Below are 13,472 nucleotides of genomic sequence, written 5' to 3' on the forward strand. Positions count from 1 at the left end.
CGAGGCAAACACCTCACCAACGAACCCCGCCAAGTCACGGCGAAGCCCCTCCACTTCACCCGGCCTCATACCGACACCATGCCCCTGAACAGGCAAGATCGGCACACCTAACGAAGCACTACTAGGGCGGCGCCGCCGCCCGGACCGGGTGGCCCCGCCGCTCGAGCCGTTCGGCTCGCGGCGGGGCGCCCCGTGCGCCGTCAGAAGTTGATCATGTGTCCGGCCAGGCCGTGCACGGCCTCCTTGACCGCCTCGCCCAGCGTCGGGTGGGCGTGCACGTTGCGGGCGACCTCGTGCACGGTCAGGTCCCACTGCTGGGCCAGCGTGAGCTCGGGAAGCAGCTCCGTGACGTCCGGGCCGATCAGGTGGGCGCCGATGATCTCGCCGTACCGCGCATCGCTGATGACCTTGACGAAGCCGACCGTGTCGCCGAGGCCGTGCGCCTTGCCGTTCGCCATGAACGGGAACTTGGCGACCTTGACGTCGAAGCCCTTCTCCTTGGCCTGCGCCTCCGTCCAGCCGAAGCTGGCGATCTGCGGCTGGGAGTAGGTGGCGCGCGGGATCATCGGGTAGTCGAGCTCCATGGTCTCGGCGCCCGCGATCGTCTCGGCGGCCACCACACCCATGGACTCGGCGGTGTGCGCGAGCATCAGCTTCGCGGTGACGTCACCGATGGCGTAGATGTGCGGCACGTTCGTGCGCCCGCGGCCGTCGATGTCGACGGCGCCGCGCTCGGTCAGCGCCACGCCGGTCGCCTCCAGGCCGTAGCCCGTGACGTTCGGCGCGAAACCGATGGCCTGCAGGACCTTGTCCGCCTCCAGGATCTCCTGCTTGCCGTCCTTGCCCGTCACCGTCACGCGCACCTGCGGGCCCGACTCGTCGATCGACTCCACGCGGGTCGAGGTCTTCACGTCGATGCCGAGCTTGCGGTACTGCTTGGCGAGCTCCGTCGAGACGTCCACGTCCTCCAGCGGCGCGATGCGGTCCAGGAACTCGACGATCGTGACCTTCACGCCGTAGTTGTGCAGGACGTACGCGAACTCGATGCCGATGGCGCCGGCGCCCGCGATCACGATCGACTGCGGCACGCTGTCGGCGAGGATCTGCTCCTCGTACGTCACCACGCGCTCGCTGCGGCTCGTGCCGGGCAGCAGCTTCGGCGTGGCACCCGTGGCGATGATGCAGTTGTCGAAGCCGATGGTGGTGGTCGTGCCGTCGGACTTGGCCACCTGGAGCGTGTTGGCGTCGAGGAAGGTGCCCCGGCCGTCGAACTCGGTGATCTTGTTCTTCTTCATCAGGAAGTGGACGCCCTTGACGCGGCCGTCCGCGACGGTACGGCTGCGGTTGAAGGCCTCGCCGTAGTCGAAGGAGACGTTCCCGTCGACCTTGATGCCGTACGTCTTCTGCTCGTGCGTGAACAGATGGGCCAGCTCCGCGTTGCGCAGCAGCGCCTTGGTCGGGATGCAGCCGACGTTGAGGCAGACACCTCCCCAGTACTTCTCCTCGACGACCGCTACCCGCTTGCCCAGCTGGGCGGCGCGGATGGCGGCCACATAGCCGCCGGGTCCTGCTCCGAGCACGACGACATCGAAGCGGTCTTCCATGGGGAGGTCCTCTCTGGTGGAACGTATCTCGCGTATCCGGTGGAACGAATCTCGCGTATATCCGGTGGAACGTAACTCGCGTACGTCCGATCATGCGCCATCCGGCGGCCTCATGGGCCAGCGGGTACCCGATGGCGCGCCGCCCCCAAGCGGTTGGCCTCTCAACCACCGCTGTGGGCACATCCGTTGATGATCGGGGACCGGGTTCACCGGGGCGCACCGCACGGGATAGTGTCGCCGCGACGGAGCCAAGACCCATATTCCTGTGGCAGAGGTGGAGAACGCACTGTGGCCGGTGACGACCAGTCCGAGATGACGTCCATACCCTTCGACATTCCCACGTCGGCACGCGCCTACGGCTGGATGCTCGGCGGCAAGGACAACTACGCGGTCGACCGGGAATTCCTGCTGCACACGCTGCCCGACTTCCCCGAGTGCGTCGACATCGCCCGGCAGAACCGCGAGTTCCTCTTCCGCGTGGTGCGCCATCTGACCCAGGCGGGGGTGCGCCAGTTCATCGACATGGGCTGCGGCCTGCCGACCGACGACAACGTCCACCAGGTCGCGCAGCGCTTCGCGCAGGACGCCCGCGTCGTCTACGTGGACATCGACCCGATCGTCCTCGCCCACGGCCGCGCGCTGCTCGCCGACGACGAGACCACCACCGTCATCACGGGCGACATGCGCGACCAGGACGCGATCCTCGACCACCCCGACGTGCGGCGCCTGATCGACTTCGACGAGCCGGTCGCCGTGCTGTTCCTCTCCGTGGGGCACCACCTGACCGACGCCGACGACCCCCGCCGCGTCCTGCACACGATCATCGACCGGGCGGCTCCGGGCAGTTACCTGGGCTTCTCCCAGGTCGTCTCCGACGACCCGGAGCGCGGCGCCGCGATGAGCGCGCACATCTCCGGCAGCGGCGTCCCCTGGCAGACCCGCACCCCGCGAGAGGTCGACGCCCTCCTGGCCGGCATCGACCCGGTGGAGCCCGGTCTGCTGAACCTGGTGGACTGGCGCCCCGACGCCGACCAGCCGTCGCTCGCCCCCGTCCACGAGGACCTTGCCCCCTACCTCGGCGCCACCGAGCACAACAAGGGCATCTACGAGTACGGGGGTTTGCTCCGCAAGGAGTAGCGGTACAGAATGGCGTGCATGATCCAGCACCTGACCGCCGCCGTACGGACCTTCGGGGTCCCGTGGCGGCGCGGGTGCGAGCGATCGGGTCGCTAGCTGCCGGAGCCCGTCTCCGCACGGCCCGGAGCCCGGCTCCGGGCCACCGACCCGACTCACTCGCCACCGAAGGATCATCATGACTTTCACCCTTCCCGCGCTCCGCGACGCCCGCGTCCCCGCCGACGGCATGTACGAAGGGCGCCGCACCCTGCGCCGCGTACCCGAAGGCTGGGAAGAGCGCCCGTACCACCTGATCGACGTCGTCCCGCAGGGCCGGCTCATCGGCGCCGAGATCCGCGGCGTCGACCTCTCCCTGCCGCTCACGGACGCGCTGCGCGAGGAGCTCAACCGGGCCCTCCTGGAGTGGAAGGTGCTCTTCTTCCGGGGCGCGGGACTCACCTCCGGGCAGCAGCGCGCCTTCGCCCTCAACTGGGGCGAGCTGGAGACCAATCCGCTGCTCGCACAGGGCTCGGCCGAGGATGTCGTCCGGTTCGACAAGGGCGGCAGCGCGACGCCGACGTACGAGAACGTCTGGCACGCCGACGTCACCTTCCGCGAACGTCCCGCGCTCGGCGCCGTCCTGCAGCTGCGCGAGGTCCCGCCGGTGGGCGGCGACACGATGTGGGCGGACATGGCGGCCGCGTACGACAACCTCCCCGACGAGGTGAAGGCGCGCATCGAGGGGGCGCGGGCGGTGCACGACTTCATCCCGGGCTTCGCCCGCTTCTACGGACCCGAGAAGCTGATCCCGCTCCAGGAGCAGTTCCCGCCGGTCACGCATCCCGTGGTGCGCAGGCACCCGGAGACCGGGCGGCGGATGCTCTTCGTGAACACGTCGTTCACCACGCACATCGTGGGCATGGAACGCGAGGAGAGCGACCGGCTGCTCGGCTACCTGGTGCGGCAGGCGCAGGTGCCTGAGTACCAGGTGCGGTTCCACTGGCAGGCCGGTGACATCGCCTTCTGGGACAACCGCGCCACGCAGCACTACGCGGTCGACGACTACGCCCCGCACCGCCGCGTCGCCGAGCGCGTCGCCATCGCGGGCGACCGCCCGTACTGATCCGTCTGATCCGTCCCGCTCAAGAGCGCATCGTCCGCTGCCACTTGACCTCGCCGTCCTGCCACTCGTCCGTGGGGCTGAGCCCCGCGGCGGTGGCGACGGCGGCCGAGGCGTGGTGGTCCGGGTGGACATGGGCGATGACGCGTCGCACGTCCGGCTGCCCCGCCAGCCAGTCGACGAGCCCACGGGCCGCCTCCACCGCGATGCCCCGCCCCTGCCACGGAGTCCCGATCACCCAGGCGACCTCCGCGACAAGTCCGGAGCCGTCGGGGACCATGGTCGCCTGCACCGTCCCGGCAGGCCGGTCCTCGTCGCGCAGCCGCACCACCCAGTTGCACCAGGAGACCGCCGGGTCCGGGGACCCGGCGGTCATCCGCCGGTAGCGGGCGCGCAGCGCGTCGGGACCGTCGGGAGCACCGCCGATGAAGGTGTGCAGGACCGGATCGGACAGCACGCCGGCCATCTCGTCGGCGTGCTCGACCGTCAGGGGTACGAGGACGAGGCGGGCGGTGATGATCTCCCGGGCGTCGATCCGCGTCATGGCAAGACCTCCTTCAGCGGGCCGGCGCGCCGCGTGCGCGAGGCAGCGTAACCGAGGCGGGGACCATCGGGGCACGGACGGCGGCGGCCGCCGTCGATCCCTGTGATGTGCGTCATGCGGACGTTGCCCGGCCCGTTCGCCGGGTGAGACTGGCAGCCGGATCAAGGAGGAGCCGGTGGACCGAAACACGCGACCCGCAGTCGATGCGGTCAACTCGGGCCGGGCAGGTGCCCGTTGACCACTCAGGCACAGTGCACGCTGTCCGATCTGCTGGCCGTCGACAAGACGGCGGAGAACCACTACCGCGCCCCCGTCGTCGTCGAGGAGAGCTTTCCCCTGTACGGCGGGCAGATCGCGGCGCAGGCACTGCTAGCCGCGGGCCTGACCGTGTCGGGGTGTCAGCTCCCGCGCTCGCTGCACGCCGTCTACCTCCTGCCCGGGGACACCAAGGAACCCGTCGACTTCGAGGTGGAGCGGGACCGGGACGGACTCTCCTTCTCCGCGCGCCGCGTCGTCGCCCGCCAGCACGGCAGGACGTTCTTCACCATGTCGGCCTCCTTCCACGAGCCGTCGGCGGGCCAGGACACCCAACTCGGCGAACAGCCGGCCCCCACACCCCCGCAGGACTGCGAACCCTTCGAGATGGGACGCTTCCCGCTGCTCGAATGGCGCCGTCCGGCGCAGACCCAGCCATGGGGCCGGGGTGCGCCCACCCGGCTGTGGGCCCGCGCCAAGGACCCCCTCCCCGAGGGCCCGCTCCTCGACGCCTGCGCGCTGACGTACCTGTCCGACGTGTCGACCGGCATCTCCGGCGTCAGCGGCGGCGGCAAGTACGCGGGCATCACCCTCGACCACACGGTCTGGTTCCACCGGCAGGTCCGCTTCGACTCCTGGATCCTCCTCGACATGATCCCGAAGACCGTCGCGCAGGGCCGCGGCTGGTACACCGGCGGTCTTTACACCACCGAGGGAGCCCTGGCGGCGACCCTGGCCCAGGAAACACTGTTCCCTCCGGCCGGCCGGCAGTGGTGACCCCATGTTCACCTTCGGCATCGCGGGCTACGAGCCGCGGTGGACCAACAGCCCCCGCGCCGCCGAGGCCGTCCACGGCCACCGGCTACGGGCGCTGGTCGGCCGCCCGCTGACCGGTTTCTGGCTGGTCTGGGACGAGCGGGACGACGAGTGGTTCACCGACTGCCCCGTCCTGCTCGACTTCGGCGGCGAGCAGGTCGAGATCAACCACTGGAAGTTCGACGACCTCTCGATCACCTGGAACACGATCGACCCACAACAGCCCGTCGACTGGCCGGGCTTCGCCCTGCACTGGCGCGCGAACGCCCTGCCCGAACCACGGGCCCTCCTGGGCCTGCCCCTCCAGGACGTCGAACTCCGCTCCTGGTCCGGCGACGACGCGGCCCACGGCTCACTCGAGGTCGGCTTCGTCCTTCCCGAGGGCCGGATCGCCGTCCACAACGCCCTCGACGAGAACGGCTTGTCCTTCGGTCCGCCGGACCCGCTGTCCCGACCGGTCACCCGGCGCACACCACGGTGACCGGGGTCAAGGCGCGATGCCCACGCCGTCGATCCGGCTCCATGCCTTCTCCTGCGCTGCCGTCATCGCGGGCCAGGAAAGGCCGCCGGGGCGGGGCCTGATCCGGGAGGCGTAGGGCGCGGGGTGGAAGTCCGGGGCGTAGAAGCAGCCGCTGGCGTACGTCTTGTCGAACGCGGCGCAGGATGACGCGATCGTGTGCGGGGTCGGCTTGTCGCCTGTTCGGGCCCAAGTGTCCAGCGTGGAGAGGGAGGTGGCGTACTCGGAGTCGCTGAGTGCGCTGTGTTCGGTCTCCGTCGTGAAGGCCTGGACGAGGTGGCTCTCCCGGCCCGCGCCCCGCAGCGTGGCGCGGTAGGCCGCCTCGTGTTCGACGAAGGCCGTCGGGTCGTCGATCGCGTGCAGGGTGAGGACCGGGATCGACACCCGGCCCGTGAGGTCGCTGTCGTAGGAGAGGTCACGGCGGGCCGTGGGGTCGGGCGCGAAGCGTTCGACGCCCGCGTTGAGCGCCTTGTCGTCGCGTGAACCCGAGTACCGCACGCCCCGGTTGCCGAACGGATTGCGGCCGTCGAGGCGGCTCGACACGATGTCCCGGAACGTGAACGTCGCGAAGCGCAGATGGGATTCGATGGCCCGTTCCGGGATGCGGGTGACGGCGAGGATGTCGTCGAGGTTGCGCTGTTGCAAGGTGGTCCGGTCCGCGGACGGGGACGCGTATCCGGTGCATTCCTGAAGCCGGGCGCGCAGGCCCGCCGCCGTCATCGTGGAGTCCGCGCGCAGCCCCTGCCACAAGGGGTATGGGGGCTCGTCGGCGCGGGGGTGGTTCCGGCAGTAGTACTGGTAGACCACCCGTAGGTCGACGCGGTAGTCGTAGCCGCGCGAACCCCCGCCGAGGACACCGCTGGTCAGCAGCGCCCCGTCGTAGACGCCGGGGTGTGCGCCGTACGTCTCCGCGACTTTGGCGGCGACGTCGCCGCCCCAGGACTGGCCGTGCGCGTACGTGCGCCGCGGCGTGCCGAACTCCTTCACGAACAGGCGGCGTACGTTCTCGGTGTCCGCGGCAGCCATCCGGGTGCCGTAGCCGCCGCGACGGTAGGAGGAGCCGGCCCAGGCGTACCCCTCGTCGACCGTCACCGCCCACCGCTCCAGGTCGTCGGCGCTGCGGGCGGGGTCGGATGCCTCGCCGAGGTCGGGCCCGCCGTGGGCGTGCACGACGAGGGAGCCGTTCCAGTCCGATGGCACCGCGATCGTGTAGTGGGCCCCGTTGGTGTCCTGCCCGGTGTAGCACTGAGCCTTGCCGAGCAGCCGGGGCGGACAGTCCGTGGGCGCAGGGCGCGAGGCCTGGGCCTCGGTGTCGGTCGCGGTGCCGAGCGTGCCGAGCAGCACCGCGGCGAGCACGGCCGCCAGGAACGCCGGTCGGCGTCGGCGGAACAGGGATCGCCGGGGCGTGGGCGTGGGTGCGTCAGGTGTGCTCAAGGGAACGGCTCCCGTGGGTGCTCGGCGTGAAGTCGCGCTGAGAGCCGGGATGTTAGGAACCACCGGGGGCGAGGGCCACCGTTTGGATCATTGCGTTCATAGTGTTCCGCCGCGCACCAGGCAGGGGCGCTTGCCGTCGAACTCCCAGTCGGGGACCAGGTAACGCATCGCCGCCGCGTCGTCCCGCGCGCCCAGTGCCTTCTCGCGGTACAGCTCGTGGGCCGCGAGCAGCCGGTCCATGTCCAACTGGACGCCCAGGCCGGGGGAGTCGGGGACGGCGATCTCGCCGTCGGCGATGCGGGGCGGAGCGGTGGTGAGCCGTTCCAGGCCCTCCTGCCAGATCCAGTGGGTGTCCAGGGCGTTGTACTCACCAGGAGCGGCCGCCCCGCAGTGCGTCACCATGGCAAGCGAGATGTCGAAGTGGTTGTTGGAGTGGCAACCCCAGGTCAGGCCCATCGCGTTGCACAGCTGGGCGACGCGCACGGAGCCCTGCATGGTCCAGAAGTGCGGGTCCGCCAGGGGGATGGAGACCGACTGGAGGGCCAGGGCGTGGGTCAGCTGCCGCCAGTCCGTGGCGATCATGTTGGTCGCGGTGGGCAGGCCCGTGGCGCGCCGGAACTCCGCCAGGATCTCCCGCCCGGAGTAGCCGCCCTCCGCACCGCAGGGGTCCTCGGCGTAGGCGAGCGTGCCGACCAGCGGCCGGCACAGCTCGACCGCCTCGCGCAGCGACCACGCCCCGTTCGGGTCCAGGGTGATCCGGGCCTCGGGGAAGCGGTCCTTGAGCGCGCGGACGGCCTTGACCTCCTCGGCGCCCTCCAGGACACCGCCCTTCAGCTTGAAGTCACGGAAGCCGTACAGGCCGTGGGCGGCCTCGGCCTGGCGGACGATCGCCGCGGGCGACAGTGCCTCCTCGTGCCGGACGCGGTACCAGTCGATCTCGGAGTCGGGCTCGCGGACGTACTCGAGATCGGTGCGGTCGGGGTCACCGACGTAGAAGAGATAGCCCAACACACGGACCGCGTCCCGCTGTTGGCCATCGCCCAGGAGCGCGGCGACGGGCACGTCGAGGTGCTGGCCCAGGAGGTCGAGCAGGGCCGACTCGACGGCGGTGACGGCGTGCACGGTGGTCCGCAGGTCGAAGGTCTGGTCCCCGCGACCACCGGAGTCACGGCCCGCGAAGCGTTGCCCGATCCGCTGCAGTACGCGCTTGTAGTCGCCCACCGTCGCGCCGACGACCAGGGATTCGGCATCCCGCAGGGTCTGGGTGATCTTCGCGCCGCCGGGCACCTCGCCCAGGCCCGTGCGTCCTTCGGAGTCCTGGAGAACGACCACGTTGCGGGTGAAGTAGGGGCCGTGTGCGCCGGAGAGGTTCAGCTCCATGCAGTCGCGGCCGGCGACGGGATAGACGGCGTACCGGGTGATCGTCGGCCGGCCTGCGCTCCGCTTGCGGCTCTTGCTCATCGTCGTCCATGTCCTTCTACGGGGAGGGGAGTGAGGAGGGGGGCCGGGGTCAAAGGCCGAGGATGTCGAGGGACCACTCGGCCGCCAGGACGCCGAAGAGGCCGAGGATCGCAAGGACCGTCGTATACGTCGTGCGGACCTTGATCGCGTCGATGACCGAGAGGTTGAAGTACTCCTTGAACAGCCAGAATCCGGGGTCGTTCACATGGGAGAACGCGATCGAGCCGCAGGAGACGGCGAGCACCATCATCTCGGGGTGCGCCCCGCTGCCCGCGAGGAGCGGAAGGACCACGCCGGACGCCGTGACGACGGCGACCGTCGCCGAGCCGAGCGCGACGCGGAGGATGACCGCGATGAACCACGCCAGGATGAGCGGCGATATGGACCAGTCGGCGGTGACGTCCTTGATGTAGTCGGAGATGCCGCCCTCGACGAGGACGTTCTTGAACGCGCCCCCGGCGCCGATCACCAGGAGAATCATCGCCATCGCCTGGGCCGCGGACGTGCAGGAGGCGCTGACGTCCGACAGGCTGCGGCCGATCCGGGGGCCGAACGCCCACATCGCCAGGATCAGGGTCAGCAGCAGTGCGATCGGCGCCGAGCCGATGAAGGCGACGAGGTGCAGGAACGGGCTCTCGCCGGAGGTGGCCATGTCGGTCACCGCCGCGCCCGCGATCAGCACCACGGGGAAGAAGGCGACGAACAGCGACCAGCCGAGGCCCGGCATGTCTTCATCGGCGAACTCCCGCTCGCTGACCAGGCCCTTGGGGATGGCGGGGTCCATCGCCCCGATGAAGGGGAGCCGGGGCCAGGCCAGAGCGATGAGCGCGCCGGCCGGGACGGCGATGAACAGGCCGTAGAACAGGGTGAGTCCGATGGAGGCGTGGAAGGTCGTGGCCACGGCGGTGGGGCCTGGGTGCGGCGGCAGGAAGCTGTGCATGGTGGACAGGGCGATGGACATGGGAAGGCCGACCCACAGCAGTTTCGCGCCGGTGACCCTGACGAGGGTGAACGCGATGGGCACGATGATGATGAAGGCGACCTCGTAGAACATGGTGACGCCGATGAGCATCGACGTGACCACCATGGCCACTTGGACCCACCGCGGTCCGAAGGCGTCGAGGAGCTTGCCCGCTATGCGCTGGGCGGCGCCGGAATCCCCCATGACGCGGCCGACCATGGCGCCGAGCCCGATGGTGAGCATCGTGTCGCCGATCTGGCCGCCGATGCCTTCGGAGAGTACGTCCGGGATCTTCTCCAACGGGATGCCCCGGACGACGGCGACACCGACCGCGACGAGCAGCAGGGCGGCGAAGCCGTTGAGTCTCAGCCTGGTCATCAGGAGAAGCAGGATCAGGACGCTGATTCCGACTACGACGAGAGGCAAGGCAGTTCCCCTTTGAACTGTGGATCATGGCGCGGCGGTGTGCGGGCGGCGGCTTCTCGTCAGGCCGTTCGTCGTACGGCGCCCACCAGGGCAAGGCCGTCGTCGAGCACCTTCGCGAGCTCGGCGATGTCGTCGGGGCCGGGGTCGGTGAGCGGGGCGCGCACCGGTCCGACGGGGAGGCCGCGCAGCCGGGCGGCGGCCTTGATCAGCGATACGGCGTAGCCGGGCACCCGGTCGCGCAGTTCGACCAGCGGGACGTAGAAGTCCCGGAGGAGCCGGTCCATTGCCGGGTCGTCGCCGGTCCGCAGCGCGGCGAAGAAGGCGCATCCGATCTCGGGCGCGAAGGCGTGGACCGCCGATGAGTAGGCGGGCACGCCCACGGTGGCGTACGCGCGGGCCTGGATCTCCGCGGTGGCGGCGCCGTTGAAGAAGAGGAAGCCCTCGGGGGCCGCGAGGGTGAGGCGCTGCAGCCGGTCGAGGTCGCTGTGCCCGTCCTTGAGGCCGATGACGGTGGGGATCTCGGCGATGCGGCGCAGTCCGTCCACGGTGAAGGTGACCGGGCCGCGCTGGTAGGCGATGAGCGGAAGACGGGTGCCGTCGGCGATCCGGCTCAGCTGCTCCACCAGGCCGTCCTGCGGGGCGGCCACCAGATAGTGCGGCAGGACCAACAGGGCGTCGGCGCCCGCCTCTTCGGCGATGCGGGCGAAGCGCCGGGCCTGCGCCCAGCCGTAGCCGATGCCCGCGACCACGGGCAGCCGTCCTTCGGCCACCTCGACCGTGGCGGCGACGACCGCGCGGTACTCGTCCTCGTCCAGCGCGCTGAACTCGCCGGTGCCGCAGGCGGGGAAGACGGCGCCGGGCGCGGAGGTCAACTGGGCGGTCAGATAGGCCCGGTACGCCTCCAGGTCGAGGGTGCCGTCGTCGCGGAAGCTCGTGAGGGGGAAGGACAGCACCCCGCGCGCCATGCCGTCGCGCAGCCGCCGGGTGACGTCCTCGGGCTCCGTGCTGGGCCGTGTCATGAATCCCGTCCTTGTATGCAGATGGCGTTCGTATATGAGAATGGAGGCTAAGTTGGTGAACGTGAACGGGTCAATGGGTGCGGTGAGGCGGATTTACGATGAGCCGCATGCCGGAGAGCAGAGGGTTCCGTGAAGCGGGCGAGGCTGTCCGCGAGACGGACATGGGCGTCCGCGGAGTGAAGTCGGCCACCCGCACCGTCGCGCTGCTGGAACTGCTCGCCGGGCGGGGCGACCGGCCGGCCCGCCTGGACGAACTCGCCGCGGAACTCGGCGTACCGCGCAGCAGCATGTACCAACTCCTGCGGACCCTCGTCGACTGCGGCTGGGTGCGCTCCGACACCACCGGGTCCCTGTACGGCATCGGCGTCCGCGCACTGCTCACCGGCACCAGCTACCTCGACAGCGACCGGCGGGTGCGGGTGGTCCGCCCGCATCTCGACGCCGCGTCGGACGCGCTCGGCGAGACGATCCATCTGGCGCGGCTCGACGGCCCCTACGTCGTCTACCTCGCCACCCGCGAGTCGCACGAGTACCTGCGCACCCTCAGCAGGGTCGGCCGCCGGGTCCCGGCCCATGCGGGAGCCCTCGGCAAGGCCCTGCTCGCCGAGCGCCCCGACGGCCAACTCCCGCTCCCCGCAGAGCCGTTGACGGCCGTCACGGAGAACACGCTCACCGACCGCACCGCGCTCCTCGCCGACCTCGCGGGCGTGCGCGCCCGCGGCTACTCCATCGACCGCGAGGAAACCGTCCCCGGCATCGCGGGCTTCGGCTTCGCCCTGCGCTACGACACCCCCGCAGTCGACGCCATCAGCTGCTCGGTCCCGGTGGCCCGGCTCACCGAGGAACACGAGGCCCGCATCGTCTCCGTGATGCGGGAGACGCAGACGAAGATCGAGAACCTGCCGTCGCCGGGGGCGGGGGAGCCGGACTGGAGCTGACCGGCGACGCGAACGCCGGCGTGGCGTCCGCCTACAGGTCGTGCGCCGCGGCCCGGGCGGTGGAGACAAGGGTGAGGACGGACCCCCAGAAGGGGGCGTAACACCGGTCGAAGAGGGCCGCGGCGTTCGGCTCACCCATGATCGATGCCTCAAGTGCCCGGTACGGAGGTCTCGTCGCGAGGCTGACGCAGGCGGACCGCCGCGCTTCACTCACCCGGAGTGTGCGTTGGGTCCGCTCCGTCGCAGCGGCCTGGATCTGTGCGGCGCGGGCGGTCCCGCGGCTGGTGACCCAACTGGCGAGCACCGCCGTGCCGGCGGTCAACGACGAGATCCAGAGGGCTGAGTCAGTCATGCCCCGAGGTGCCGCAGGGCGGCCGTCACCCGTGCCGGATCGTCGAAGAACGGGTCGTCGGGGACCGGCAACGACCCGGCGAGGGCAAGGCCGCGGCCCCGCGCCCCCATCGCGTCGTCGCCGAGGACCCAGACCGGCGGGCCGTCCCACGCGGGCGCCGCGAGGGCCCGTCCCGCGCGGCGGTACGTCGCGTTGTCCGTGCCGGCCGACATGTTCAACTCCCTTTGATGCCTTGATGGACGACGAGGCCTCATCCCACCGCCAAGGGAGAGGCCTCGTCCAGCCAATTTCGCCCAGAAGGCCCAGGACGCTCAGAAGGAGAGGGCGGCGCCTTCCGAAAGGCTCGCGCCCATCACGCAGTTGTTGCTGAAGGTGGCGGACCACGCGACTCGTCTGCCCTGCCACACACCGTCGACGGTGACCACGACGGGCTTCCACTCCTTGGTGCAGGCCACGCCGGACGACGTGCCGACCAGCTGGGCGAACTCCCCGTCGATTTCGTTCAGTTCGGCGCAGGCGGCGGCCGCCGAGGGGTGGCTCCCCGAGGCCTTGGGCGTACACGTCAGCGTCACTGCGCGCTGCATGGTCGCGGTGGCGGCGTCATCGCCCTGGCCGACGGCGAGCACCAGCGACGAGGGCGTGTACAGACCGGCCGGGGCGGCCTTGGCGGCGGGCGCGTCGGCCTGGGCCGTGCCAGTCGTTCCGGACATCACGCAGGCGGCCACGAGAGTCGTCGCGCCCACCGTCTTGAGGAAGAAACGCACGTCAGATCTCCTTTGATGCGGGTGTGTTCCTGATTGCGGACAGGAGTCTTGCCGGTGCGGAGAGTGAGCGCCAAACTCATGGTCGATTTCCGGATGCATCTGTTCGCTGAGCGGTCGCCGTATGGCTGTTCGGGCAGCTCAGGGC

14 protein-coding genes are annotated in these 13,472 nt (G+C 70.4%); 5 read left to right on the forward strand and 9 right to left on the reverse strand.

Annotated features, from left to right (window positions below; translation table 11 throughout):
* Positions 1 to 200 precede the first annotated feature (200 nt).
* On the reverse strand, positions 201 to 1,604 hold the full coding sequence (gene lpdA, locus E2651_RS32980) for a dihydrolipoyl dehydrogenase (RefSeq protein WP_135334925.1): 1,404 nt from the start codon (positions 1,602 to 1,604) through the stop codon (positions 201 to 203).
* Between the two features lie 312 nt (positions 1,605 to 1,916).
* Between lpdA and E2651_RS32985 the strand changes: the two genes are divergently transcribed.
* The gene (locus tag E2651_RS32985; RefSeq protein WP_135334926.1) at positions 1,917 to 2,741 is read left to right on the forward strand and encodes an SAM-dependent methyltransferase; all 825 of its coding nucleotides are present in this window, start codon (positions 1,917 to 1,919) and stop codon (positions 2,739 to 2,741) included.
* Positions 2,742 to 2,967: 226 nt separating this feature from the next.
* Positions 2,968 to 3,843, forward strand: coding sequence for a TauD/TfdA family dioxygenase (locus tag E2651_RS32990; protein WP_135334936.1), 876 nt, complete (start codon positions 2,968 to 2,970; stop codon positions 3,841 to 3,843).
* Positions 3,844 to 3,862: 19 nt separating this feature from the next.
* On the opposite strand, the gene E2651_RS32995 is transcribed toward E2651_RS32990, so the two are convergent.
* On the reverse strand, positions 3,863 to 4,384 hold the full coding sequence (locus E2651_RS32995) for a GNAT family N-acetyltransferase (protein WP_135334927.1): 522 nt from the start codon (positions 4,382 to 4,384) through the stop codon (positions 3,863 to 3,865).
* Between the two features lie 234 nt (positions 4,385 to 4,618).
* Between E2651_RS32995 and E2651_RS33000 the strand changes: the two genes are divergently transcribed.
* Both E2651_RS33000 and E2651_RS33005 read left to right on the forward strand, forming a co-directional pair.
* Positions 4,619 to 5,416: an acyl-CoA thioesterase domain-containing protein gene (locus E2651_RS33000; RefSeq protein ID WP_209446306.1), complete on the forward strand. Its 798-nt coding sequence runs from the start codon at positions 4,619 to 4,621 to the stop codon at positions 5,414 to 5,416.
* Between the two features lie 4 nt (positions 5,417 to 5,420).
* On the forward strand, positions 5,421 to 5,936 hold the full coding sequence (locus E2651_RS33005; RefSeq protein WP_135334928.1) for a hypothetical protein: 516 nt from the start codon (positions 5,421 to 5,423) through the stop codon (positions 5,934 to 5,936).
* A gap of 6 nt (positions 5,937 to 5,942) precedes the next feature.
* Here E2651_RS33005 and E2651_RS33010 read toward each other — a convergent pair whose 3' ends face one another.
* The 4 genes from E2651_RS33010 to E2651_RS33025 all read right to left on the reverse strand — a co-directional run bounded on the left by E2651_RS33010 (position 5,943) and on the right by E2651_RS33025 (position 11,273).
* Complete coding sequence (locus E2651_RS33010; RefSeq protein WP_135334929.1) at positions 5,943 to 7,406, reverse strand: DUF6351 family protein; 1,464 nt, start codon at positions 7,404 to 7,406, stop codon at positions 5,943 to 5,945.
* A 96-nt stretch (positions 7,407 to 7,502) separates the two neighbouring features.
* A complete protein-coding gene (locus E2651_RS33015; protein ID WP_135334930.1) occupies positions 7,503 to 8,867 on the reverse strand; it encodes an enolase C-terminal domain-like protein in 1,365 nt (454 codons plus the stop codon).
* Positions 8,868 to 8,916: 49 nt separating this feature from the next.
* Positions 8,917 to 10,254 (reverse strand): gluconate:H+ symporter, encoded by a 1,338-nt coding sequence (locus E2651_RS33020; RefSeq protein WP_135334931.1) that lies wholly within the window; start codon positions 10,252 to 10,254, stop codon positions 8,917 to 8,919.
* Between the two features lie 59 nt (positions 10,255 to 10,313).
* Complete coding sequence (locus tag E2651_RS33025) at positions 10,314 to 11,273, reverse strand: 5-dehydro-4-deoxyglucarate dehydratase (RefSeq protein WP_135334932.1); 960 nt, start codon at positions 11,271 to 11,273, stop codon at positions 10,314 to 10,316.
* Positions 11,274 to 11,380: 107 nt separating this feature from the next.
* On the opposite strand from E2651_RS33025, the gene E2651_RS33030 reads away from it, so the two are divergent.
* Positions 11,381 to 12,211, forward strand: coding sequence for an IclR family transcriptional regulator (locus E2651_RS33030; protein WP_135334933.1), 831 nt, complete (start codon positions 11,381 to 11,383; stop codon positions 12,209 to 12,211).
* Between the two features lie 31 nt (positions 12,212 to 12,242).
* On the opposite strand, the gene E2651_RS33035 is transcribed toward E2651_RS33030, so the two are convergent.
* From E2651_RS33035 to E2651_RS33045, 3 genes are all read right to left on the reverse strand, one after another.
* Positions 12,243 to 12,563, reverse strand: a complete 321-nt coding sequence (locus tag E2651_RS33035; RefSeq protein ID WP_135334934.1) for a hypothetical protein — start codon at positions 12,561 to 12,563, stop codon at positions 12,243 to 12,245.
* Entirely contained in the window at positions 12,560 to 12,775 is a 216-nt protein-coding gene (locus E2651_RS33040) for a hypothetical protein (RefSeq protein ID WP_245239378.1), read from the reverse strand. The genes E2651_RS33035 and E2651_RS33040 overlap by 4 nt, the downstream gene beginning before the upstream one ends.
* Positions 12,776 to 12,874: 99 nt before the next feature.
* Positions 12,875 to 13,327: a subtilase-type protease inhibitor gene (locus tag E2651_RS33045; RefSeq protein ID WP_135334935.1), complete on the reverse strand. Its 453-nt coding sequence runs from the start codon at positions 13,325 to 13,327 to the stop codon at positions 12,875 to 12,877.
* Positions 13,328 to 13,472: the final 145 nt, after the last annotated feature.

This window comes from Streptomyces sp. MZ04, assembly GCF_004684775.1.
Lineage (GTDB): Bacteria > Actinomycetota > Actinomycetes > Streptomycetales > Streptomycetaceae > Streptomyces.

What these genes read in the sequence shown, in the direction of transcription:
- E2651_RS33025 (WP_135334932.1), bottom strand. Translation starts at nt 11,273, where the DNA reads ATGACACGGCCCAGCACGGAGCCCGAGGACGTCACCCGGCGGCTGCGC.
- E2651_RS32990 (WP_135334936.1), top strand. Translation starts at nt 2,968, where the DNA reads ATGTACGAAGGGCGCCGCACCCTGCGCCGCGTACCCGAAGGCTGGGAA.
- E2651_RS32985 (WP_135334926.1), top strand. Translation starts at nt 1,917, where the DNA reads ATGACGTCCATACCCTTCGACATTCCCACGTCGGCACGCGCCTACGGC.
- E2651_RS33030 (WP_135334933.1), top strand. Translation starts at nt 11,381, where the DNA reads ATGCCGGAGAGCAGAGGGTTCCGTGAAGCGGGCGAGGCTGTCCGCGAG.
- E2651_RS33040 (WP_245239378.1), bottom strand. Translation starts at nt 12,775, where the DNA reads ATGTCGGCCGGCACGGACAACGCGACGTACCGCCGCGCGGGACGGGCC.
- E2651_RS33005 (WP_135334928.1), top strand. Translation starts at nt 5,421, where the DNA reads ATGTTCACCTTCGGCATCGCGGGCTACGAGCCGCGGTGGACCAACAGC.
- E2651_RS33015 (WP_135334930.1), bottom strand. Translation starts at nt 8,867, where the DNA reads ATGAGCAAGAGCCGCAAGCGGAGCGCAGGCCGGCCGACGATCACCCGG.
- E2651_RS33035 (WP_135334934.1), bottom strand. Translation starts at nt 12,563, where the DNA reads ATGACTGACTCAGCCCTCTGGATCTCGTCGTTGACCGCCGGCACGGCG.
- lpdA (WP_135334925.1), bottom strand. Translation starts at nt 1,604, where the DNA reads ATGGAAGACCGCTTCGATGTCGTCGTGCTCGGAGCAGGACCCGGCGGC.
- E2651_RS32995 (WP_135334927.1), bottom strand. Translation starts at nt 4,384, where the DNA reads ATGACGCGGATCGACGCCCGGGAGATCATCACCGCCCGCCTCGTCCTC.